The sequence below is a fragment of the Alteromonas sp. M12 genome, assembly GCF_037478005.1.
GTDB classification, from domain to species: domain Bacteria; phylum Pseudomonadota; class Gammaproteobacteria; order Enterobacterales; family Alteromonadaceae; genus Aliiglaciecola; species Aliiglaciecola lipolytica_A.
The window spans coordinates 1,186,627-1,208,756 of record NZ_CP144164.1; the positions used below are offsets into that span (position 1 = coordinate 1,186,627).

Genomic DNA, 22,130 nt, shown 5'->3' on the forward strand with positions numbered 1-22,130 from the left:
CCGCACCAACCACAGACTAGCAATAGGCAATAACGTTAAGCTGTACAATAAGTTATTGGCTGTGACAAAACATAAAAGATATAGAAAGCCGAAAATAGTTTGTGTTTAAACATGGGGTTATTCGGCCAAATACTTTAATTATATGTCATAGAGGGAATATGCAAAAAATCCTACCCGATGAAAAAAAGACGGTATCAAATTGTTGTTCGATGCTTTCAAACATATGACGACACTTTCAACCGGCTCTATTTTACTGCTGGCTACTTTTTTACGGAATATTGAGTACGGAGAACATTCTTCTTTATTCGCTATATGTTCTGTTAGTTTTTTCCTCTTATCGATTCTTTGTTCAGTCATTATTCTTATTTTATTGCCAAAAATTATTGGGGCGGCTGATCAAGAATTAACAGGAAAGGTTTTTATGAGATCTGCTGGGGTGGCTGCAGTTTTATTTTTTATCGGTATTTTGTCACTTGGTATATTTGTAATTTTAAATATAGGTGGTATTTCAAATGCCACATGATAAATTAATTATTCATACCTTGCTCCTCTCCCGTAGTAGTGGTCACCTCCTCATTACAGTGAGAACGTTAAAATGTCCCAACCTAGGAAAACTTGGATTTACCCAGATAGTTTAGAAATAGAGGCAATCAAATTAAGTTTAAGAGTCGATCTTATGTCTAAGGATAGTTTTAGTTCTTGGTTTGAAACTCTAAACCTCGTTTCCCAAACTCCAATTGCCAATTTCACTTACCCCCAATCATTCCTTCTCGGCAATATCCCCCGATTCCTGCAATAAAAACGCCACTAAGGTTTTTCCGGCATCACTAATGTGGGCTTCTAATAGGCTTATAGCGTGCTCGGTGTCTTGGTTCTCTATTGCTTTGAGTATGTTGTAGTGGTCTTGTTGGCTGGTTTTCAGATAATTCAGCTGTTGGTTGTGATAACCAATATATCTGCCACATAGTTGATGCAAACTAGCGATAGTATTAAACAGAGTGGGGCGGTTTGCTTGCTCGTAAAGACAGGCATGAAATTGCCAGTTCAACTCACCGTGTTCTTCGATGCTTAGCTGTTCTTGAGAATCAATGGCTTGCAAATAGTCGCGGGCTTTGCCGATGGTTTGTTGGTTAAGGTTGGGAATGGCATATTGCAAAATTAGCGGTTCGAGGTATTTTCGCATTAAATATAGATCTTCAGCTTCTGTGGCATTTAACTCGGGGATCATCACCCCACACTTACCACAGCTGGTGAGCCAACCTTCATTTTTCAATCGTTGCAGTACATCTCTAATGGGGATGCGGCTAATATTGTAGCGTTTAGAAAGTGCTTCTTGCTTGAGTGCTTGTGCAATCGGTAGTTTGTTTTCTCTTATATCCAATTTAATTTGATTGTAGAGCATTTGTGCTTGTTGTTTTGTCATTCCAATTACACTCTTTTAGTTAGATGCAGAGCTAACATACCTACCACTATCCCCCAAAATGCAGAGGCGACGCCAAAAAAGCTGATACCCGAGGCTGTCATTAAAAAGGTTAAAACGGCCGCTTCTCTTTCTCTATCATAATCTAATGCGGTTTTTAAACTAGCGGCTATGGCAGTTAGCAGTGCTATCCCTGCTAAACCGGCAATGAGTGCCTGTGGGAACGCGGCAAATAAGCCCACCACCGCAGTCCCTAACACACCAGCAATTATATTGAATATGCCCACAGATATGCCAGCAATATAGCGTTTATCTGGCGAAGGGTGAGACTCTTCATTGGTACAAATAGCAGCGGTGATGGCGGCGATACTAAAGGTGAAACCACCAAAAGGGGCAAATAAAAGGGTGGTGATCCCCGTGGTGGTGATGATTGGCGAAATGGGTTGTTGCTCGTATCCATTACTCTTTAATATGGCTACGCCAGGCAGGTTTTGTGAGGTCATGGTAATAATAAACAGTGGTAAGCCAATGCCGATCATTGACGCTAAAGAGAAACTTGGTGACACCCAAACAGGTGTGGCAAATTCAAAGGAAAGACTCTGTGTTTCAATGGTTTGATTAAAAATGCAAAAGATTAAGCCAATTAATAATACAAGGGGAATGGCGTATCTTGGAATAAAGCGTTTGGCCAATAAATAAACTACTAACATGGTAATAATTAACGCCGGTTGTTGGTCTATTGCAGCAAATAATCCGAGCCCAAATTGCATTAAAATACCGGCTAACATGGCAGATGCGACAGAAAGCGGGATGAGTTTAACCAGCCTATTAAAAATGCCAGTCACCCCCACTAAGGTAATCAGGACACCCACCATTAGAAAGGTACCTGTTGCTGTGGCTATATCATTATTCATCACAGCTGTTGCCAGTAAGGCGGCACCCGGTGTAGACCAAGCAATAATAAGTGGGCGTTTGTACCAAAGTGATAACCCTAGGGTGCTCAGCCCCATGCCTAATCCTAATGCCCATACCCAAGATTCCAGTTGCTGATTGTTCGCTCCTGATGCAATGGCTGCTTGAAAAACTATCGCCATTGCACTTGCAAACCCAACTAAAACGGCAATGAAGCCGGCAATGAAAGCAGATAAAGAACTGTCTTGAATGATTTTTTGAAGCATAAATGTATACAAATTTAAAAATGTATACATTTTATACGTGGGTTTTGCTCACAAGGGAAGTTGTATTTCGCACTTTTCGAAAAAATAACGTTATGATTGCTCTACTTCACCTAATCCGTTTTGGTTAGGTGGGGCTCTGAATAAAAAAGGTCTGAATAAACGCGTTATATAAAAACTAGCTAAAAATCATCTGAGCAAAAATAAGGTTGTAAACAATCATGCAAATACAAAAAGAAACCATCGATTTAAACACCGCCACGGGCAAAATGCGTTGTTATATTTATCGTCCATGTGACGAGGGCGTGTATCCGTCGATTATTTTTTATTCAGAGATTTTTCAGCAAACAGCGCCCATAAGTCGATCCGCGGCAATCATGGCCTGCCATGGTTTTGTGGTCATTGTGCCTGAGGTTTTTCATGAGCTTAATCCTGCTGGAACGGTATTAGAATATGACGATATTGGCAAAGATAAGGGTAATGAAGATAAATCCAAAAAACCCTTGATTGATCACGATAGCGATACTCTAGCTATGCTGGATTTTATTCACTCAGCTACTTACTGCTCTAACGCGGTCGGCGCAATGGGAGTATGCATCGGTGGGCATTTGGCCTATCGCGCGGCGCTTAATCCTGCCATTAAAGGTGCTTTTTGTTTATATGCAACAGATATCCACAACAATGCTTTGAGTGCTGAACCGGAACAGCAAAGTCTGGCTAGAATGGCAGATATTCAAGGGGAAATTCATTTTGTGTGGGGTAAACAAGACCCTCATGTGCCAAATCAAGGAAGGCTCAGCATTTACCAGCAATGCATCGCAACTGGGATTAATTATCAGTGGTGTGAAGTCAATGGTGTGCACGCGTTTATGCGAGACGAAGGTGATCGTTATGACGGTGCTTTAGCTTTACAAATGTATCAACAAGCGGTTGCCTTATTTCAGCGGGTACTGCATTGACGGCTATTTTAGGCTTGTTTTTCGGTTATAAACTTTAGATACTCAAAGGGTACTTTTTTACTATTGTATTGAGCAGTTTCGGTTTGCACCAATACACTGCGCCAACTTTATCAAACTCACAACTCAAAAAGAGATGACAATGTCACAAGCTATATGGATTCAAGCTCTCAGAACAGTGCCTCAGGTTGATAAAACATGCTGGGATGGTTTAAATATATTGACTAAATGGCTGGTAGCGAGCCGCTTTTCAGTCACAATCATGAGTTTTACCTCTGCCATTATTGGCATTTTGTTGGCATTGAGTACTGCTACGGTGGATTTTGGCTTAGCTGTTTTATGTATTATAGGTTTAGTGTTGGCTCATGCTACCAATAACTTGCTGAATGACTACACTGATTCGGCTAGAGGTGTGGACAAAGGAAATTACTTCCGCACCCAATATGGTACTCATGTGTTAGAAAGTGGACTGTTAACCAAAAAGCAGTTGATGGGATACATCTCAGTAACTGGCGCGTTAGCCCTTGCATGTGGGTTTATCATCATTTATCTGCGTGGTCTTGATGTACTGTGGTTACTGCTCGCAGGTGCGTTTTTTGTGCTGTTTTACACTTGGCCGTTGAAAAAACTGGCGTTAGGGGAGTTATCTGTATTAATTGTTTGGGGGCCATTAATGGTAGGGGGCTCTTATTATGTCAGCAGTGGACAGTGGAGCGTAGCAGCCATGTTAATTGGTACTTTGTATGCGTTAGCACCCACGGCTGTTATTTTTGGTAAACATATCGATAAAATGGATATGGATAAAAGCAAAGGCATTTATTCATTACCAGTATTATTAGGTTCTACTTACGCAAGAAAAGCCGTTCAATTTATGTTGTTGTCTCAGTATTTTCTGGCCGCGTATATTTATTTGAGTGGTTATATTGGTATCAGTATTTTGGTCTTGTTATTGGCCGTACCTACCCTTATCCACACATTCAAAGTGTTTAATCACGAGCGGCCAACTAGCATGCCTGATGGCTTTCGAAAAGAAGTCTGGCCGCTATGGTTTGCGCCTAACGCGTTTCAATATACACGTAAGTTCAGTTTGTTTTTCTTAGTGATGTTAATACTTGAAAATATTATTGCGGGTTTCAATTTATAAGCGATTAGACCTAAAAAAAGGCCCTTAAGCAATCACACCCGTTAGCCAAATTCCAAGGGTTAACACGCCTATTAAACTGGCAACACCATAACAAATCACTTTGATGAGTCCATGGTGTTGCACTTTTAGGTCGTGTAAACCGTGGCGAATCCGGTGCGCTGCATGGAAGCTTGGCAAAATGATAAAGGCGCCGCTAAACATCAGTCCCCAAAAACTGAAAAACCAATTATGAGCTTGCGAATAGCTAAATTCGATCAGTCCTATAGGTTGCAGTAAACCGAAAAATAGGATTGCCGCGGGAATAAATACTGCAAAACAAACACCGCCAGCGCTGAATAATGCCCACCACACAGGTTCACTACTGCGCTGGGGTTTTGAAGAGGTATTTGTCTCTTTCATAGGTGTTTGAACATTCATAAACTTCCCCAAAATAACCAGCTAAATAAAACGATGACTGATAGTACGCCAGCCCATTGCCCTGCTATTAACAAATTGGCTGGTACGCTTATTTGACCAATACGAATCGGCATGACTCTCGGAAATAACTGAAAGAACGTCCATGCGTGAAATAGACTGGCAAACAAGGCTAATGCGTTTAGGGCTAGCACCCAAGGTTGGCCCATTGCGGTTTGCCAGTTGGTCCATTGACTTTCACCTTGCCATAAACAGTAAACGCCAGAGACTAAACACAAGATAAAAAACGTGAGGGGCAATACTGTCGCTTCGCGCAACATATAAGCTTTAAACTCATTGTGTTTTAACCACCAGGTTCGAGAAAGCGTTGTGCGATAAGTCATAAATTCCCCTTAAATAATTGGATAATCATGTCTTTAGCTGATTCAACTTTTGATTGATTGACTGCTGCCGCGGGATCTACATTTTTCGGACAGACTTTTGAACAAAAGCCGACAAAGGTGCAGCTCCACGCGCCTTCCTCGGTATTCAATAAAGGCATTCGTTGCGCTTTTCCATGATCACGACTATCTAGGTTATAACGATGTGCTAGGGTAATCGCTGCAGGCCCTAAAAATTCAGGATTTAAGCCAAATTGTGGGCAGGCCGCGTAACATAGTCCACAGTTGATACAATCGGAAAACTGCTGGTATTTGGCCATTTGCGCGGGCGTTTGTCGGTTCGCTTCAGTGGGGTTTTTATCATCGGCAATAAGATAGGGTTTGACCGCTTCTAGGTGAGTTAAAAACGCATCCATATCCACTATTAAGTCCCGCTCTACCGGCAAATGGGCTAGCGGTTCTATGACTACTTCGTCGTGGTAGTCACGTAAAAATACTTTGCAGCCTAGTTTCGGAACACCGTTGACCATAAGTCCGCATGAGCCACAAATCGCCATTCTACAAGACCAACGAAAGCTCAATGAAGGATCTAGCTCTTCCTTGATGTAATTGAGGGCATCAAGCACCGAAGTGCTGTCGTCAACGGGAACGTTAAATTGTTGAACAAAAGGGCTTTGAGATGTTTCTGGTAGATAGCGAGCTATACTGATCGTTTTCATGATGAGACTCCTTTGCCTGCATCACCATAGGCTCTTGCTGCTGGTGGTAATAACGAAATATCAACCGGCTGCCAAGCTAAATGCGCATCACCATTGGCTTGATAATAAACCAGACTATGTTGTAAATACTGCTCATCGTCACGCTGGGTGCAACCTTCATCAAGGCGCTGGTGAGCACCTCTAGATTCACGGCGCAATAACGCCGCTAAGCAGGTTGCTTCAGCCACATCTATACCAAACCCAAGCTCGATACACTGCAATAGCTCGGTATTGTAGCCAAGGCTTTTATCTGCGATTGTTATTTGTTGATAGCGTGTTTTGAGCTCTCGGATGGTGTTCAGCGTTTGCTGTAATCCTGCTTGATCGCGATAAATTCCACAGCCTTGTTCCATGGTTTTTAATAACTCCCGTTTTATCGCTACCCAACTTTCTCGACCTTGTTGATTACGCAATGTGGTTATACGTTGTTGTTGAACTTCAAACTGAGCTTCTAAATCAGCTGAGGGCGTGAGTTCTCGCTGTTGACTAAATGCTACCGCTTGCTCGCCGGCTAGACGGCCAAATACCAATAACTCACTGAGCGAATTGGAACCTAAGCGGTTAGCCCCATGCAGGCCAACCGAAGCACATTCTCCGGTGGCAAAGAGTCCTTTTATTGAGGTTTCACACTTGGCATTGGTGGTGATCCCGCCCATGGTGTAATGCACCGCAGGGCGCACCGGTATAGGCTCCTTGACTGGGTCTACATTGACATAGGATTTTGCCAGCTCACATATAAAGGGAAGGCGTTCGTGTAAGTAGGCTTTTCCGAGGTGCCGTAAATCAAGATAGACAACGTCACTGTCGCCGAAGCGGCCAGTACGTCCTGCCTGTTGTTCATGCCAAAACGCCTGTGACAGTTTGTCTCTAGGCCCCAGTTCCATGTATTTATTTTTAGGCTCACCTACAGGTGTTTCCGGACCTAAACCGTAATCTTGCAGGTAACGGTAGCCCTGTTTGTTGAGCATTAAGCCACCTTCACCACGTGAGGCTTCAGTAATCAGTATCCCTGAACCTGGCAGGCCGGTGGGATGGTATTGCACAAATTCCATGTCGCGCAGTGCCACACCATGACGATAGGCCAGTGCCATACCATCACCGGTTACAATGCCACCATTGGTGTTGAAGCGAAATAGTCTTCCTGCCCCACCGGTTGCCAAAATGACCGATTTAGCTCGAATAAAATGCAATTCACCTGTGGCGATTTCCAAGGCGACAATGCCCGAAATTTGTTCATCATTGACTAACAAATCGAGCACAAAAAACTCATCTAGACGCTGGATTTGATTAAAGCGTAAGGAGGTTTGAAATAACGTATGTAACATGTGGAAGCCGGTTTTATCGGCTGCAAACCAAGTGCGTTCTATTTTCATGCCGCCAAAGCGACGAACTTGCACTGAACCATCTTTTTTGCGGCTCCAAGGGCAACCCCAGTGTTCCAATTGCACTAATTCTTGATGAGCATGGCGCACGAAGTAATCGACTACAGATTGCTCTGCTAACCAGTCACCACCTGCGACAGTGTCTTCAATGTGCGCGGCAAAACTATCATCTTCACGGGTAACCGCCGCTGCTCCACCTTCTGCCGCAACAGTGTGCGAGCGCATAGGATAAACTTTGGAAACTAAACCGATACTTAAATTAAGGCCGGCTGCTTGTGCCTGCTCAGCTGCAGCAATACTGGCTCGTAACCCCGCACCGCCACCTCCAACGATAAGTACATCATAATCTAGGTATTTCATTTGGTCCCATTCCCTATAGATTTGTTATCCAACCCAAAACAAGTATTCGCTAAAAGGTGATATCTCTAGGTAGATAATATAACCATAAATAAACTGTGGTTAATACTGTTAAACGACTAAATAATGACCTTGATCAATTAATTTTATTTAGTGGTCTTGTTTGGGGGCATTTTGTGGGGGAGGAGACTGGGTGTTTTTGGCAGACCGCGATCATAATGAACAAAGCAAGCCATAGCTTGCTCGTTGTTTAACTCATTTTCTTTAACCAGCTCAGTGGAGCTATGCTCAAAATTGGCCGAATGACTGCCCAAGGCCATTTAGGCACGTAGCTGTTTGCGCCTTCTTTTTCTATTTCTTTGATAATTGCTTTACAGCCGGTTTCTGTATCTACAATAAAGGGGACTTTTTTAACTTTTTCGTTAATTTCACTTTTGATAAAACCAGGGTGTACGGTGGATACTTTAATGGGGGTATCCAAAACGTCAATTCTGATTCCTTCAGTGAGTGAACTTAGTCCGGCTTTGGTGGCGGCATAAACGTTCATCGCTCTTCGTGCTCCACGAATCGCGCTTATCGATGAAATGGTCACTAAATGGCCGCTATTCTGCTGTCTGAATATTGCCATTGCAGCTTCACACTGTGCTAATGCCGAAACGAAATTAGTGATGGCTGTCTGCTTATTGGCGTGAAAGTATCCCGTACCTATGGCAGCTCCTTTTCCCATTCCTGCATTAACAATCACTCTGTCTAATTGTCCCAATTCTTGATGAAACTCGTTGAATACTTCGAATACCTGTTCATGGTTGTCTACGTCTAGCGATTTGATTGAGACGGTGATATTTGGGTTGATACTGAGTAGTTCTTGTTTTAATGCTTCTAACCGCTCAATACGGCGAGCGCAAAGTGCCAAATTTCGGTTCATTTTGGCAAATTCAATGGCCATGCCTTTACCTAAGCCTGAGCTGGCGCCGGTAATTAATATGTTTTTTCTGCTCATAATTGGCCTATGTTTTTGAGTTTCATGATTAAAAATTATTTATAGGTGATTAAAGATTTATGTTGACCTTCGAAATGACTATGGTCATTTAAGGTAGACAAAAATACTCTAGATTGGGTGTTTACTAACTTAGTAATACCGCAGTTTACCAGGGTCCAATTTACTTGCATTACATTGCTTGGCGGGATTCCTAACAAATATTGACTAACCACCGAAATCGGTCCGCCGGAGGTGAAAACCGCGACTTTTTTGGCACCTTTTGCGTTGTTAATCACATTTTCCAACGCGCCTTTTATGCGATTCAGGTATCGCTCCCATGACTCGACATATTCGTCACAGTGTTGGCCTGACATCCAGCGATTCATGGCGTCGTTGAATAATTTCTCAAAGGCTGCTTTTGGATTGTTTTGGGTTAATAACCAGTTTTTAACTGAAGGTGCATCAGTAAACTCCGGCCCCATTTGGGCAATTATATCGTTATGATCGTATTCATTCCAATTGGCATCGAAATTCCAATTCGATTCATCAACTACGGATGACATCCCAGACAAACAATTTTGTAAGGTTTGTTTATGCCGTAACATACTGCCTAAAAACACCTTATCAAAGTCGCCTATCCGAGTCTGTAATGAATTACCTAACAGCTTAGCTTGCTGATGTCCGACATCCGAAAGCTTATCGTAATTTTGTTGGCCAAAAGAGGCTTGGCCATGTCTAATTAAATAAATGGCTGTCAAATTTTATCCTATTAAATCGTTGTTCAAACCATCAAATAAGCTTGATGGTATCATCAAGCTTATAGCCTAGTGTATTCCCTTAGTATCTTAGATACTTACATTAACCAAGTAGGACAAGCTTACTTGTTCAAGTACTTTTTAAGCTCAATGCGAGTCACCATACCCTGATGCACTTCATCTGGACCGTCTGCAAGTCTGAGTGAACGAGCCCCGGCAGCAAAACGCGCAAGAGGGAAGTCACTGCACATGCCTGCACCACCATGAAACTGGATGGCCATATCAACAACATTTTGCAGCATTCTAGGCACAACCACTTTTATCGCTGATATCTCTGTCATGGCATTCTTTACGCCCACAGCATCTATTTTCCACGCTGCATTTAAGGTTAGCAGGCGAGCTTGATCTATTGCCATGCGTGCTTCTGCAATGCGTTCTTGGTTGCCTCCCAATTTTATGATTGGTTTTCCAAATGCTTGACGTGACTGTCCACGTAAAATGGCCAGCTCAAGGGCTTTTTCCGCCATACCGATAGCGCGCATGCAGTGATGTATGCGGCCAGGACCAAGTCTACCTTGGGCAATAGCAAAACCTTTACCCATGCCCATGATGATATTTTCTTTGGGTACGCGAACATTGGTAAAGTGCATTTCACCATGACCATAAGGAGCATCGTAATCGCCATAAGCGGTTAGCATGCGTTTAATTTCGATGCCTTTAGTATCAAGGGGAACCAATACCATGCTGTGTTGGGCATGCCGGTCATTTTCAGGATTGGATAAGCCCATAAAGACCGTAACTTTGGCATTAGGATGGCCTAAACCAGTGCTCCACCATTTTTTACCATTAATTACCGCTTCGTCACCGTCTAGCTCTATGGTCGCCGCCATATTGGTTGCATCCGAAGACGCCACTTCAGGCTCAGTCATGCCAAAAACAGAGCGGATTTCGCCAGCTAACAAAGGAGTTAGCCATTTTTGTTTTTGTGCCTCAGAACCAAAATGGTAAAGCACTTCCATATTGCCCGTGTCTGGAGCATTACAGTTAAAAATTTCAGGGGAGAAGGGGACTCGGCCCATTTCTTCAGCTAAGGGAGCGTATTCTAAGCAGCTCAGTCCTTTGCCTAATTTATCGTCCGGTAGAAATAAATTCCAAAGCCCTTGTTTTTTAGCTTCTTTTTTTAAGTTTTCAACATCCGGGTGAAGCTTCCAGTTTTTCCAATCACCAGCGGGATTCATTTCTTCCATTTCCGCGTAGATCTTGCTCTCGATGGGATAAATGTGTTCTTGCATAAAGGCTTTTACGCGAGCAAGGTAATCTTGTGCTTTTTGACTGTGTTCGAAATGCATAATTGTCTCCGAATAATTAACGTGTTTATCTAGCATAAACACTGTTGCCATCTGAATGAAATGAAATATACTTAATTGGTTGTATGAATTTAATTCATGGTGGAGTGTGGCGGAAATAAAGCAAATTCAAAGGTTAGACTTAAATCTACTGAAAGTATTTGAAAGTCTGTATCTGGAACAAAATATGACAAGAACAGCTGATAGGTTGAATATCACGCCTTCAGCAGTGAGTCATGCGGTTAAAAGGTTACGTGATTGTTTGCAAGATCCCTTGTTCGAACGAAGCCAAAATAAAATGATGCCAACCCCCGCATGTAAACGAATGGCGCCGTTAATTATTGATAACTTGAGCCGTCTGAGACAAATTTTGCAGCAGTGGGGGGAGTTTGATCCACTCACCAGTGAACATCACTTTCGCATTGCTATGCATGATGCCCTTGAGCCCACCATTTTGCCGAGTATTGCCAAGATACTGTTTGAAAAAGCGCCGAATATTACTTTTGCCAGTGTGAAAGTAGAACGTAATCAGCTGTCTAAAGCGTTAACCTCAGGACAGTTTGATTTGGCCTTTGATATTGCGATGCCACTCAAGCCGCCGATTCGTCATGAAAACGTTCGCAATGATAAATTTATGATTTTGATGGACAGGCTGCACCCCTTGTTTACATCTACTCATATTGATAGCTCTAAGGTGAATAGCGCTGAGGTTAGTAGGGTCGAACTAGATGGCCACGGTCAGGATAGCCTGTTAAAACAGCGTATCAGTCAAGAACAATACTTTTCGGCTGAGCACATTAGCGTTTCACATCGTCCAACCGGAGCCGTTTTAGAAGATTTTATGTTCCAAGAACAAGGTTTTACTCGGCAGGTGTCGGTGCGTTGTCAGAATTATTATGCTGCCAAGGAGATACTTAAAGGGTCGCCATTTTTGTTAACACTGCCTAGTTCTATAGGCGCTCGTTTACTGGACAGTAGTTTGGTATCAGTGGCGGTGCCATTTGACATGCCGCTTATTTCTACCCACATGTATTGGCACCAAAATACAGAAGATGACTTAGCTCTGCGCTGGTTTCGAGAAGCGGTGCATAAAATAATGGTCGATAATAATCAACCTTTAGCCTAAATCCGTAAACATAAACACATAGCTTGGATGAGTCATGCCTGAACCCCTGAAAAATTTATTTAACAATGATCTCATTGCGCATATGGCCAATCATTTTTCAGCGCATTTTGAGGCATTCGATTGTGCGCTTTTTATCGCAGTAGCATCGAAAAATTTGGCCCATTTAGAATTGAAACAACGTTCGAACCAGATCATGCAGGCAATGAAAGATACTTTACCCGATGACTTCGAACATGCCGCTCAGATTATGCGCAAAAGCTTAGCCGCCGAACATAATAGTGATTTATCTGAAAATTCTGACTTGTTACTAGGGTTAAACGGCTGGGCGATAATGCCGATGGCTGAATATGTAGGGGTTTATGGGCAAGAGAACTTTGACACGTCAATGGCGTTATTCCATGCCTTTACGCAACGATTTACGTCGGAGTTTGGTATACGTCACTTTTTGTTGAGCAAACCTGAAAGGACGCTTAGCAAATTAGTTGAATGGTGTGAAGATGAGAGTCACCATGTTCGACGACTAGCCTCTGAAGGCTGTCGGCCGCGTTTACCATGGGGGATGCAACTGCCTATCTTTATTCAAAACCCGCAACCAATAATTGGCTTAGTAGAAAAATTAAAAGACGACAAAGAAGAGTACGTTCGTCGTTCTGTGGCAAATAATTTGAATGATATTGCCAAAGACCATCCAGATTTAGTGGCTACTACGTTGAAAATATGGAGTGAAGGTGCAAATCACAACCGCAAAAAACTCATTCGCCATGCAGGCAGAACCTTGCTTAAACAGGGGCATCCAATAGCGTTGCAAAATCTTGGGTATTTTCCCCCTAAATTGAAATTTGTGAAATTAGAAGTTGAGCAGAATCTAGTTGAATTTGGCTCAAAACTGCATTTTTCGCTGCATTTAGGCGGGCAATCGGTAAAAGAACAATTGTTAATGATTGATTTTGCAATCCATCATCAAAAAGCGAATGGTGAACTAAAAGCCAAAGTATTTAAATGGAAAAGTATCACCCTTGAACATGGACAGTCATTGTTACTGGCTAAATCTCATCCTTTTAAGGCGATAACCACCCGAAGGTATTACCCAGGAATTCACAAAATCGAAGTGATAATTAACGGGGTGAGTGTTGCGCTGAAAAGTTTTGAACTAAAAATGGATATCCAGTAGGGGCTCGATTGTTAACTTATTCTATAAGCAGGTACATTCACATCATCTACGCTAACTCCGCGCATTTTCAGTAAACCTAAGTAACGTTCTTCGCCAGTGCTGGAAAATTCAAAAGAAAATTCGGTATACCAATCTAGTTTAGCCTTGTGAAAAATCACTTTGGTTTTGCTTCGCGCAATACTAATTAATTGCAGGCCGTTTATTTCGCAATATTTTTCTAAATAGACTTTCGCTTGTTCTGAAATGCCACGTATCCGCCAAAACTGAAACGCTATCGCTGCGATAATGAATAGAACTAAAATATCTGTGAGATTAAAATTCATTCATTAATCCTAATTTTTATGGGCTGAAAATAGATGCCCGACAGCTATAGATAAGGTTTCAGATTTATTTGGATTTCGTAACATTTGTAACACTTGCTCGCGCAATTCGGGCAATTGTACTAAGTCTTGAAAAATTCCCATAAATAAATCGAAATTGGGATCTGCTTCAGCCACTTTTTCAAAAAAACTAAGTAACTGATTCTGGTTATTCAAATAATGCCAAAGGCGACCTGAAATAATCACCAAGATATTGTGACTATTGGCCATCTCACTCTCTAATACTTTATTAATGGTTGCCGCCACTTGATCTAAGTTAGTTGTCTGCGACAAGGCGCGTAAGCCGTGCTGCCACTTTATTTCATCTTCTGAATGTTGCTTCATCCACGACAAAATGGTTAGCACGCAAGTATCAGGTAGGGGGTAATTCTCCATACTGATCAGTAATTGATACTGCACTTGCTCAGGGAAGTGGGAAAAATGTCGGCATATATTGCTGTGTATTTCTGGTGAGTCTATATCGGCCACTAAATCTGCTAAACCTTGCAGCGCGATACTCTGCCAATCAATCACCATTGGTGAGCTAATATATGCTTTGGCTGCTTCAAAATACTGTGATTTCCCTAAAGATAAAACGCCTCTACTTTTGCTGTTGAAATCCGCTATTTGATTTTGATTAGGAATAAACGAGTAGGGGTTATCAGGTAGTTGACCATTTTTTTTGTCGGCGTTTTCTAATTCAGCGCCTAAAGCATCGACAATTATCTGTAAAAAGTGATTGCGGCAGGCGCTAACAATCAGTCCGTTTTCATCTGTGGGTAACTTCACAAACCATATATACTGTTGCTCGGAGCGGGTTTTATCCCAAAAAACAATTCCAAACCAAGCGTGCTGTGCTCTGGTGTAAGCGGGCTTAATTTGACCATTTTCTTGTTCTAAAAATTGTTGACTAGGAATCTCTCGAATGGTTCTTCCCATATCGAATACGCGATAATCAGTACCTGCGTGGAGTAAAAATTCACTTATAGAAGAAATTTCGTGCTTGCTCATAATCAGTTTAGGGTAATATGTTGAGTGTGCTAAATGTGAAGTTGCAGAGTATATCTTTTTGTGTGGCTATTAAAAAGAAATCACAAATAAATAAGCGACTCAAAATGATTAACCCGTCTAAGGTAGTGCCAAATCAATCGTCATGACAATCCTGCATAATGAATTATTCAAGCATCTAGTGAATTTAGAAATCCTAATGCAACAAGAGCAACTTTGGTCGGATAGTGCGCCCACACAAGAAGCGTTAAATAGTGAACTACCATTTTCGGTTGATACACTCAAAATAGAGCAGTGGTTGCAGTTTGTATTCATTCCCAAAATGAAAATACTAATTGAAACGGGTCAGCCGTTACCTGCATCTATTGCCATTACTCCAGTGATTCAAATCACACTGAGCAAAGAAACCTTTCCTTTGATCATTGACGCTGTTAAAAAAATAGATTTATTGTTTGATGAAGGTAAGTCGTAGTCATGAGTTTGAGCATTTTATATCAAGATGAATACATAGTAGCAATTGATAAGCCTGCCGGGTTATTAGTCCATCGCAGTATGATTGATCGCCATGAAACACAGTTTGCTATGCAATTACTTCGTGATCAGCTAGGCCAGCATGTTTTTCCAGTTCATCGTCTTGATAAGCCCACTTCAGGGGTGCTGTTATTTGCTTTATCATCAGACATTGCGAGAATCTTAACCGAACAATTCACCCACAAACACATCGCTAAAACATACTTTGCAATTGTGCGTGGATACTGTCCTGATAGCGGCAGAATTGATTATCCACTAAAAGAAAAATTGGACAAAATTGCTGATAAAAAATCGCGACAGGACAAACCTGCGCAAGATGCTATTACCGACTATCAATGTTTGCACAAATTTGAGTTACCCTTTGCAGTTGGTCGTTATCAAACAGCTCGTTATTCACTCGTTAAACTGCATCCTTTGACTGGCCGAAAACATCAGTTACGTAGGCATATGGCGCATATTCGTCACCCGATAGTTGGCGATACTACACATGGCGATGGCAAGCAAAACGCGTTTATAAGGGACCAATTTGGCTTGGCAGGTTTAGGATTAACCTGCAGTGAAATGATTATTACTCATCCAATAACACAAAATACGCTGAAAATTAGCTGTCAATTTGATATAAGAATGAAAGCTATAATTGAACAATGGGGCCTAGACCTCAATCAACTACAACAACTAACTAACCTGAATGGAAGTTAGTCAATCTGAGGAACATTATACAATGGTAGACGTGGGAATTTTTGTGGGCTCTGTATACGGTAATGCTCAGCATGTTGCAGAGCAAGTAGAGGAAATGTTAGCCGAAAAGGGACACAATGTAGAACTCTTTATTGATGGAACCTTAGATAATTTTAAACAAACCAAATCAGTGATTTTTATCAGCTCAACAACTGGGCAAGGGGACTTACCACCGAACTTAGAGTTTTTGATCATGGATATGAAAGACACTATGCCATTGATGGATCAAAAACCCTTTGCCGTTGTTGGCTTAGGTGATAGTAGTTACAGTGATAGCTTTTGTGGCGCGGGTAAGCAAATATTTGAGGTGCTTGTTGAGCTTCAAGGGCAACCGGTCGCCGATCTTTTCATTGTAGATGTTATGGAAACTTTAGAGCCTGAAGCAGAGGTTTTACCATGGATAGAAAGTATTTTGCCGAAACTTATAGCTTCCCAGTAATACTGTAATAATCCCAATCCTAGAGAAATACGCACAATTAAAGGTAACTGGAATTTTTAAGCAAATTTAAAAAATTCCAGATTATCTTTGTATATCTAAAGCCAAGGCTTCCCTGTAAACATTGATTTAATCAGAGCGCTTTCTTTTTAAGCAAAAATAGCCGTATACTAAATTACAGCTCTATTGGTTTAACTTTGCTGGGGGGACATTTAGTATTTATGCTGAAAGAAAAAGTTAAAGCGCGAGAGTTTGCAGTTAAGTCACATGGTGACCAAAAATATGGCAAACATCCTTATTCGTATCATTTAGACGAAGTAGCTGAAAAAGCGAAGGCCTTTGGCGAAGATGCTGAAGTGATCGCTTACTTGCACGATGTGGTAGAAGATACCTCGACAACCATCGAAGAGATCGAAGAAAAGTTTGGTAAACTAATTGCTAGCTGTGTTGCAATTGTCACCGATGAAAAAGGCCGGAATCGGCAAGAACGTAAAAAGAAAACCTATCAGAAGATGGCTAAGGTTTCTGGCGAAACTGAACTCGCGCTGATTGTAAAAGTATGTGACCGCCTATCAAATGTAAAAACCAGCTTAAAAGATCAGAATTCAAGAATGTTAATTGTTTATCGTGGTGAGCACCCCGTTTTTCGTGCATCTGCATATCGCCAAGGTCTGTGTGATGATTTGTGGGAAGAACTCGACAAACTACTAGAAACACCCAGCGAAAATTAACCCAAGAGTATCGTCTTAAATCTGCTTGTTTTGTGCTTATGTTTAGTACTTTAAACATGGCCGTCCATGTAAATCATGCCTGTCCACGTAAATCATTTCTGTTAAACATGGCTGTCCATGTAAATCGAATATTTATCATGGGTGTCCATGTAAATCGTCCCGCATATCGATGGGTGTCCAAGTAAATCGTGGGACAAAAAAGGGGAAGGTGATTTTGAAAAAGTATAAAAAAACCCTGTAAAACATGGTGTTTACAGGGTTGATTGGTTGCCTTCTAACAAATTATGTTTGTTGGCTAAGACTATTCAGCGGCACGCAATAGTGCATTGATACCAACTTTTGAACGAGTTTGAGCATCTACTTTCTTCACGATGACTGCTGCGTATAGACTGTATTTGCCATCTTTACTCGGTAAGCTACCAGACACAACTACTGAGCCTGCAGGAACTCGACCATAATGAACTTCGCCTGTTTCGCGGTCGTAAATTCGGGTACTTTGGCCAATGTAGACACCCATTGAAATAACACTACCTTCTTCAACAACCACACCTTCAACAATTTCCGAGCGTGCGCCAATGAAGCAGTTGTCTTCAATAATGGTTGGGTTAGCTTGCAATGGCTCTAAAACACCACCTATTCCAACACCGCCAGACAAATGTACGTTCTTACCTATTTGTGCACAAGAACCCACAGTCGCCCAAGTATCAACCATAGTGCCTTCGTCAACAAAAGCGCCTATGTTTATATATGACGGCATTACTACTACGTTTTTGCCTACAAAAGATCCGGTTCTAACTGCCGCTGGTGGAACAATACGTACACCCTCAGCTTCAAATTGTGCTTTCGTGTAGTCTGAATATTTCAATGGAACTTTGTCAAAAAAGCGACTCTCTGCGCCTTCAATAACGTCATTGTCATTAATACGGAAATACAACAGAACTGCTTTTTTAAGCCACTGATGAACAACCCATTCGCCGGCTATCTTTTCTGCTACTCTGGCTTGGCCAGAATTTAATAGTTCAATGGCACTAATGACCGCTTGTTTTGTTGCGTCATCTACTGACGCTGCTGTAATCGAAGCTCTATTTTCAAACGCTGCTTCTATTTGGTTTTTTAACTCTGACATGCTTCACCGCTAGTTGAGGGTTGATCTAATAATTGGGTTAATCGTTTTTTAAGTTGAACTTGTTGCTCAGTGGTAAGGGCCTGATCTTGTTCATTGGCAATAATAAACAAATCTTCTGCACGCTCACCAATGGTTGAAATTTTTGCCATGTGTAACGTTAAATTTAGCTCTACAAATAGGTGGCCGACCTTGGCTAGTAATCCAGGGGCATCCAATGCTTCAAGCTCTACCATAGTGACTTCGGAGTTACTCTGGTAAAAGCGAACTTTGGTGGCTACGTCTAGTTGCTTCATACGACGTGACATTTTACGTCTGTTGTTGTGTTCTCTGCCCGGTTTAGCAAGTTGGTCTTCTATCGCTTCCACTAAACTTTTTAATCGACTAGGAGACGATATTCGTGAACCATCCTGTTCTAACAGGATAAAACTATCGAATACATAACCATCATTGGTGATGGTAATTTGGGCATCGTGAATCGAACAATTTCGGCTATCTAAAACTGACGCAATTTGTGCAAAAAGTGCAGGACGGTTTTTACCATAAACTAGTAGCTCAGTTCCAGCTTTTGCGGTTGTATCATTTAGCGCAATGGTTAAACTATTTTCGTCTTTGCTTTCTGCTTTTGCTACTTCATTTGCATGCCAAGCCAACTGCATCGGGCTGAACCTTGCAAAATAGTCATTATTCAAACGATGCCAAAATTGATCAATCTCTGCCGCAGTGACCCCTTGCTTATTCAGCATCTCTCTGGCTTCTATTTGATGTTTATTCACTCTTTCAAGTAAGGTAATGCCACACTGCAGCCCATTGTCCAAGGCTTTTTGTGTTAACAAATACAATTCTCTAATTAGTGATGCTTTCCAATCGTTCCAAAGATTATTATTGGTTGCGCGAATATCTGCTAACGTCAGTGCGTATAAATGTTTTAAATGATTTTGACTTTTTACTGCTCGAGCGAATTCACCAATAATTTCAGGATCATAGATATCTCTACGCTGAGCAACTACTGACATGAGAAGGTGGTTTTCTACCAACCAGCGAATTAGCTCAGCGTCGTCCCCGTCGATGCCATGAGACTCACAAAAAGTGACCACATCCGCTGCCCCTAATACCGAGTGATCGCCATTTCTACCTTTACCAATATCATGGAAAATAGCGGCTAAGTATAAGAGTTCTGGCTTATCCGTTTCCCTCACGATCTTTTTACAGCGGGGGAATTCTCTGTTTTCGTCACTGTGATAACTATAAACATGTTTAACCAGTCTATGGGTGTGTTCATCCACAGTGTACGCATGAAACAAGTCAAATTGCATCATGCCTACAATATTATCCCACTGTGGCAGATATGCCTGAAGGATTCCGTGTTTATGCATTAAATCCCAGCCCAACCCAAAGAAGTTAGGATGTTGCATAAGTTGCATAAACAATTTACGGCATTCAGGTATCTCACAATAATATTGGCTATTAAACTTTCTGCGCGCATTGCGAAGTTGACGTAAACAGCTAGAGTGCAACCCTGTGCAATCTGGCGTATTGGCAATTAATAACAAAAATGACAGGATATCTTCGGGGGATTTAAAAACGTCGTCATGCAGCGGACTGATTAAGCCATCTAATAACTCATAATTGTCATCTATAAGGTGATGGTTTTTAACCTTTAACTCTAAGATATCTTGTTTGAAATATTGCAGTAACATGCCATTAAGTTCAGACACTCTTCGCACAGTTCGAAAAAATGACTTCATCATTCTTTCAACAGCTTGTTTTCCTTCACCATAACCTAGACGTTCTGCTACGTCGGTCTGATAATCAAATAATAGCCGGTTTTCACTGCGACCTGATATCAAATGTAACGCAAATCGAATTTGCCAGAGATGAGAGCGAGATTCAATTAGCTCTGCCCATTCACCCTCGGTGAAATAACCGTGGTCAACTAATTCATGGCCATTCCAAACATTAAAGTGTTGTTTAGCTACCCAACCAATAGATTGGATATCCCGCAAACAGCCTGGATTTTCTTTAACGTTTGGTTCTAAGTTATAGGAGGTGTCGTTGAATTTTCTGTGACGTTCTATTTGTTCTTCATATTTGGCAGTGAAAAAATCTTTACTTGACCAATACCCTTTGCCTTTTATCTTCTTTTGCAAGGTTTCAAAGCTGGATTCGCTGCCTACCAGTAATCTGGACTCAACCAAGTTGGTTGCTATGGTGGTGTCTGCCTTGGCTAAATTAAAGGTTTCTTTGATTGTGCGTACAGACTGACCAACATCTAACTTGATATCCCACAAGAAGGTGATGAAAATACTGACTTTTTCTTGCAACTTAGCATTGATGGTTTTATCACTGAGAATCAGCAGGTCCACATCAGAGTGCGGTTGAAGTTGGCCACGGCCATAACCACCAACGGCAACTAAGGCTAAACCTTTTTGATCATTTAGACCAACCAAGTTCCAAGCACGCAAAAGCAAAGCATCGATGAAAACAGCTCTTTCGTGAACCAGTTGGTCAACCGGCACTTTTGTGAATTCCTGAGATAACCAATCTACGCTATCAGTTACACATTTTTTGAAACTGCTAATGTCATTTATGTCAGTAATTTTCTGGATATTTTCAATGAGCTGATCTAATGACAAATGTAGTACCTCTAAAAGCTGTTTTAGACAACGAGACGCAATGCAAACACGAACAAATACAATTTATATTATAAAATCAAAGTGTCCATTAAGCGCAGTGGTATAGCAAATAACTAATTCACGTTAGTCATAATCATTATTCATAAGTAAAAACATGCTGAATTAATGACTTATCACTCTATCAATGGTTTCGTCGTCTCTAAGAGTGAGAATTTCCACACCATCCTTGGTGACTAATAAAGTGTGTTCCCACTGTGCGCTCAAACTACGGTCTTTGGTAACCACAGTCCATTGGTCGGGCAGGATCTTCGAATAACGTTTACCGGCGTTAACCATTGGCTCAATGGTTAAACACATGCCTTCTAACAATTCAACGCCGGTATTAGGTCGGCCATAATGAACCACTTGTGGTTCTTCATGAAAGTTTGCACCAATACCATGACCACAATATTCTCTCACAATGGAATAATTGTGCTTTTCTGCGTGTTGCTGAATGACATGTCCAATATCGCCCAATCGTGCCCCTGGTTTTACAAGTTCAATGCCTTTGTACAAACATTCTTGGGTCACTCTAATTAAGCGCTCAGCTAAAATGCTGGGTTTACCTACCACAAACATTTTTGATGTATCACCGTGATAACCATCTTTAATCACAGTCACATCAATATTGATGGTATCTCCGTCTTTTAACTTTTTGTCTGAAGGAATGCCATGGCAAATAACATGATTGACCGAAGTACAAATAGATTTTGGGAAGGGAGGATGCCCATAATTCAAAGGAGCAGGAATACATTGCTGTTCATTGACAATATAATCATGACAGATTTGATTGAGTTCATTAGTGGTGACACCCTTTTTAACGTAGGGGCCAATCATTTGTAAAACATCAGCGGCTAATCTACCCGCTACTCGCATTTTCTCAATTTCATCTGGAGTTTTAATCGTGATTGTCAATTTTGCATCCTAAAAAAATAACTCAAAGCAATAATGAGGCGAATTGTATCTTTTAAGCCTAAAAATGTATAGATGACAAAAAGAATTGCCGGTTTACTTCATTTGCAATGACGAACATGCAGATATAGCCCTTTTTACTTGCGTGAAGTAGGCCCGCATGGTATAAAGCGCACCGCAAATTCAATAGCATTATTTTAGTGCTTAGAATTAAAGCGAAATTAACTAAATAACACACATACATCGACACATTT

General features: G+C 41.4%; 23 protein-coding genes. 9 read left to right on the forward strand and 14 right to left on the reverse strand.

Going from position 1 to position 22,130, the window contains the following annotated elements; all coding sequences use genetic code 11:
• Nucleotides 1-223: 223 nt before the first annotated feature.
• On the forward strand, nt 224-523 hold the full coding sequence (locus VUI23_RS05000) for a hypothetical protein (RefSeq protein WP_342807150.1): 300 nt from the start codon (nt 224-226) through the stop codon (nt 521-523).
• 237 nt (nt 524-760) lie between these two features.
• Here the strand turns inward: VUI23_RS05000 and VUI23_RS05005 are convergent, their stop codons facing one another.
• Entirely contained in the window at nt 761-1,423 is a 663-nt protein-coding gene (locus tag VUI23_RS05005) for a GntR family transcriptional regulator (RefSeq protein WP_342807152.1), read from the reverse strand.
• A gap of 5 nt (nt 1,424-1,428) precedes the next feature.
• A complete protein-coding gene (locus VUI23_RS05010) occupies nt 1,429-2,598 on the reverse strand; it encodes a benzoate/H(+) symporter BenE family transporter (RefSeq protein ID WP_342807154.1) in 1,170 nt (389 codons plus the stop codon).
• A gap of 218 nt (nt 2,599-2,816) precedes the next feature.
• Between VUI23_RS05010 and VUI23_RS05015 the strand changes: the two genes are divergently transcribed.
• Together VUI23_RS05015 and VUI23_RS05020 are read left to right on the forward strand one after the other, a co-directional pair.
• On the forward strand, nt 2,817-3,554 hold the full coding sequence (locus VUI23_RS05015) for a dienelactone hydrolase family protein (protein ID WP_342807156.1): 738 nt from the start codon (nt 2,817-2,819) through the stop codon (nt 3,552-3,554).
• 139 nt (nt 3,555-3,693) lie between these two features.
• Nucleotides 3,694-4,695, forward strand: a complete 1,002-nt coding sequence (locus VUI23_RS05020) for a prenyltransferase (protein WP_342807158.1) — start codon at nt 3,694-3,696, stop codon at nt 4,693-4,695.
• Nucleotides 4,696-4,719: 24 nt separating this feature from the next.
• Here the strand turns inward: VUI23_RS05020 and frdD are convergent, their stop codons facing one another.
• The 7 genes from frdD to VUI23_RS05055 form a co-directional block, all read right to left on the reverse strand.
• Entirely contained in the window at nt 4,720-5,112 is a 393-nt protein-coding gene (frdD, locus tag VUI23_RS05025; RefSeq protein WP_252729365.1) for a fumarate reductase subunit FrdD, read from the reverse strand.
• Nucleotides 5,109-5,492: a fumarate reductase subunit C gene (locus VUI23_RS05030; protein WP_216049900.1), complete on the reverse strand. Its 384-nt coding sequence runs from the start codon at nt 5,490-5,492 to the stop codon at nt 5,109-5,111. The genes frdD and VUI23_RS05030 overlap by 4 nt, the downstream gene beginning before the upstream one ends.
• Complete coding sequence (locus VUI23_RS05035) at nt 5,489-6,208, reverse strand: succinate dehydrogenase/fumarate reductase iron-sulfur subunit (protein ID WP_216049901.1); 720 nt, start codon at nt 6,206-6,208, stop codon at nt 5,489-5,491. Before VUI23_RS05035 ends, VUI23_RS05030 begins: the two co-directional genes overlap by 4 nt.
• Nucleotides 6,205-7,989: a fumarate reductase (quinol) flavoprotein subunit gene (gene frdA, locus VUI23_RS05040; protein ID WP_342807160.1), complete on the reverse strand. Its 1,785-nt coding sequence runs from the start codon at nt 7,987-7,989 to the stop codon at nt 6,205-6,207. The genes VUI23_RS05035 and frdA overlap by 4 nt, the downstream gene beginning before the upstream one ends.
• Before the next feature lie 247 nt (nt 7,990-8,236).
• Nucleotides 8,237-8,986: an SDR family oxidoreductase gene (locus tag VUI23_RS05045; protein WP_216049903.1), complete on the reverse strand. Its 750-nt coding sequence runs from the start codon at nt 8,984-8,986 to the stop codon at nt 8,237-8,239.
• Nucleotides 8,987-9,021: 35 nt separating this feature from the next.
• Entirely contained in the window at nt 9,022-9,723 is a 702-nt protein-coding gene (locus VUI23_RS05050; RefSeq protein ID WP_342807162.1) for a histidine phosphatase family protein, read from the reverse strand.
• 119 nt (nt 9,724-9,842) lie between these two features.
• Entirely contained in the window at nt 9,843-11,069 is a 1,227-nt protein-coding gene (locus tag VUI23_RS05055; RefSeq protein WP_303499590.1) for an acyl-CoA dehydrogenase family protein, read from the reverse strand.
• Nucleotides 11,070-11,175: 106 nt separating this feature from the next.
• On the opposite strand from VUI23_RS05055, the gene VUI23_RS05060 reads away from it, so the two are divergent.
• Together VUI23_RS05060 and VUI23_RS05065 are read left to right on the forward strand one after the other, a co-directional pair.
• Nucleotides 11,176-12,192: a LysR family transcriptional regulator gene (locus tag VUI23_RS05060; protein WP_303499588.1), complete on the forward strand. Its 1,017-nt coding sequence runs from the start codon at nt 11,176-11,178 to the stop codon at nt 12,190-12,192.
• Nucleotides 12,193-12,226: 34 nt separating this feature from the next.
• Nucleotides 12,227-13,363: a DNA alkylation repair protein gene (locus VUI23_RS05065; RefSeq protein WP_342807164.1), complete on the forward strand. Its 1,137-nt coding sequence runs from the start codon at nt 12,227-12,229 to the stop codon at nt 13,361-13,363.
• An 11-nt stretch (nt 13,364-13,374) separates the two neighbouring features.
• Here the strand turns inward: VUI23_RS05065 and VUI23_RS05070 are convergent, their stop codons facing one another.
• Nucleotides 13,375-13,686: a DUF3301 domain-containing protein gene (locus tag VUI23_RS05070; protein WP_216049908.1), complete on the reverse strand. Its 312-nt coding sequence runs from the start codon at nt 13,684-13,686 to the stop codon at nt 13,375-13,377.
• A gap of 9 nt (nt 13,687-13,695) precedes the next feature.
• The gene (locus VUI23_RS05075; RefSeq protein WP_303499586.1) at nt 13,696-14,733 is read right to left on the reverse strand and encodes a DUF3549 family protein; all 1,038 of its coding nucleotides are present in this window, start codon (nt 14,731-14,733) and stop codon (nt 13,696-13,698) included.
• Between the two features lie 142 nt (nt 14,734-14,875).
• Between VUI23_RS05075 and VUI23_RS05080 the strand changes: the two genes are divergently transcribed.
• From VUI23_RS05080 to VUI23_RS05095, 4 genes are all read left to right on the forward strand, one after another.
• Entirely contained in the window at nt 14,876-15,202 is a 327-nt protein-coding gene (locus VUI23_RS05080) for a YqcC family protein (RefSeq protein ID WP_342807166.1), read from the forward strand.
• 2 nt (nt 15,203-15,204) lie between these two features.
• Nucleotides 15,205-15,960, forward strand: a complete 756-nt coding sequence (truC, locus tag VUI23_RS05085) for a tRNA pseudouridine(65) synthase TruC (RefSeq protein ID WP_342807168.1) — start codon at nt 15,205-15,207, stop codon at nt 15,958-15,960.
• A gap of 22 nt (nt 15,961-15,982) precedes the next feature.
• A complete protein-coding gene (locus VUI23_RS05090) occupies nt 15,983-16,438 on the forward strand; it encodes a flavodoxin domain-containing protein (protein WP_216049912.1) in 456 nt (151 codons plus the stop codon).
• Nucleotides 16,439-16,656: 218 nt separating this feature from the next.
• The gene (locus VUI23_RS05095) at nt 16,657-17,166 is read left to right on the forward strand and encodes an HD domain-containing protein (RefSeq protein WP_342807170.1); all 510 of its coding nucleotides are present in this window, start codon (nt 16,657-16,659) and stop codon (nt 17,164-17,166) included.
• Between the two features lie 301 nt (nt 17,167-17,467).
• Here the strand turns inward: VUI23_RS05095 and dapD are convergent, their stop codons facing one another.
• The 3 genes from dapD to map form a co-directional block, all read right to left on the reverse strand.
• Nucleotides 17,468-18,292, reverse strand: a complete 825-nt coding sequence (dapD, locus tag VUI23_RS05100) for a 2,3,4,5-tetrahydropyridine-2,6-dicarboxylate N-succinyltransferase (protein WP_216049914.1) — start codon at nt 18,290-18,292, stop codon at nt 17,468-17,470.
• On the reverse strand, nt 18,280-20,925 hold the full coding sequence (gene glnD / locus VUI23_RS05105) for a [protein-PII] uridylyltransferase (protein ID WP_342807172.1): 2,646 nt from the start codon (nt 20,923-20,925) through the stop codon (nt 18,280-18,282). Before glnD ends, dapD begins: the two co-directional genes overlap by 13 nt.
• A gap of 162 nt (nt 20,926-21,087) precedes the next feature.
• Nucleotides 21,088-21,879, reverse strand: coding sequence for a type I methionyl aminopeptidase (gene map / locus VUI23_RS05110; RefSeq protein WP_303499583.1), 792 nt, complete (start codon nt 21,877-21,879; stop codon nt 21,088-21,090).
• Nucleotides 21,880-22,130 lie beyond the last annotated feature (251 nt).

What these genes read in the sequence shown, in the direction of transcription:
- VUI23_RS05090 (WP_216049912.1), top strand. Translation starts at nt 15,983, where the DNA reads ATGGTAGACGTGGGAATTTTTGTGGGCTCTGTATACGGTAATGCTCAG.
- VUI23_RS05005 (WP_342807152.1), bottom strand. Translation starts at nt 1,423, where the DNA reads ATGACAAAACAACAAGCACAAATGCTCTACAATCAAATTAAATTGGAT.
- VUI23_RS05080 (WP_342807166.1), top strand. Translation starts at nt 14,876, where the DNA reads ATGACAATCCTGCATAATGAATTATTCAAGCATCTAGTGAATTTAGAA.
- dapD (WP_216049914.1), bottom strand. Translation starts at nt 18,292, where the DNA reads ATGTCAGAGTTAAAAAACCAAATAGAAGCAGCGTTTGAAAATAGAGCT.
- frdD (WP_252729365.1), bottom strand. Translation starts at nt 5,112, where the DNA reads ATGAATGTTCAAACACCTATGAAAGAGACAAATACCTCTTCAAAACCC.
- VUI23_RS05045 (WP_216049903.1), bottom strand. Translation starts at nt 8,986, where the DNA reads ATGAGCAGAAAAAACATATTAATTACCGGCGCCAGCTCAGGCTTAGGT.
- VUI23_RS05055 (WP_303499590.1), bottom strand. Translation starts at nt 11,069, where the DNA reads ATGCATTTCGAACACAGTCAAAAAGCACAAGATTACCTTGCTCGCGTA.
- VUI23_RS05020 (WP_342807158.1), top strand. Translation starts at nt 3,694, where the DNA reads ATGTCACAAGCTATATGGATTCAAGCTCTCAGAACAGTGCCTCAGGTT.
- VUI23_RS05095 (WP_342807170.1), top strand. Translation starts at nt 16,657, where the DNA reads ATGCTGAAAGAAAAAGTTAAAGCGCGAGAGTTTGCAGTTAAGTCACAT.
- VUI23_RS05065 (WP_342807164.1), top strand. Translation starts at nt 12,227, where the DNA reads ATGCCTGAACCCCTGAAAAATTTATTTAACAATGATCTCATTGCGCAT.
- VUI23_RS05000 (WP_342807150.1), top strand. Translation starts at nt 224, where the DNA reads ATGACGACACTTTCAACCGGCTCTATTTTACTGCTGGCTACTTTTTTA.
- VUI23_RS05030 (WP_216049900.1), bottom strand. Translation starts at nt 5,492, where the DNA reads ATGACTTATCGCACAACGCTTTCTCGAACCTGGTGGTTAAAACACAAT.
- VUI23_RS05035 (WP_216049901.1), bottom strand. Translation starts at nt 6,208, where the DNA reads ATGAAAACGATCAGTATAGCTCGCTATCTACCAGAAACATCTCAAAGC.
- truC (WP_342807168.1), top strand. Translation starts at nt 15,205, where the DNA reads ATGAGTTTGAGCATTTTATATCAAGATGAATACATAGTAGCAATTGAT.
- frdA (WP_342807160.1), bottom strand. Translation starts at nt 7,989, where the DNA reads ATGAAATACCTAGATTATGATGTACTTATCGTTGGAGGTGGCGGTGCG.
- VUI23_RS05010 (WP_342807154.1), bottom strand. Translation starts at nt 2,598, where the DNA reads ATGCTTCAAAAAATCATTCAAGACAGTTCTTTATCTGCTTTCATTGCC.
- VUI23_RS05015 (WP_342807156.1), top strand. Translation starts at nt 2,817, where the DNA reads ATGCAAATACAAAAAGAAACCATCGATTTAAACACCGCCACGGGCAAA.
- VUI23_RS05075 (WP_303499586.1), bottom strand. Translation starts at nt 14,733, where the DNA reads ATGAGCAAGCACGAAATTTCTTCTATAAGTGAATTTTTACTCCACGCA.
- VUI23_RS05070 (WP_216049908.1), bottom strand. Translation starts at nt 13,686, where the DNA reads ATGAATTTTAATCTCACAGATATTTTAGTTCTATTCATTATCGCAGCG.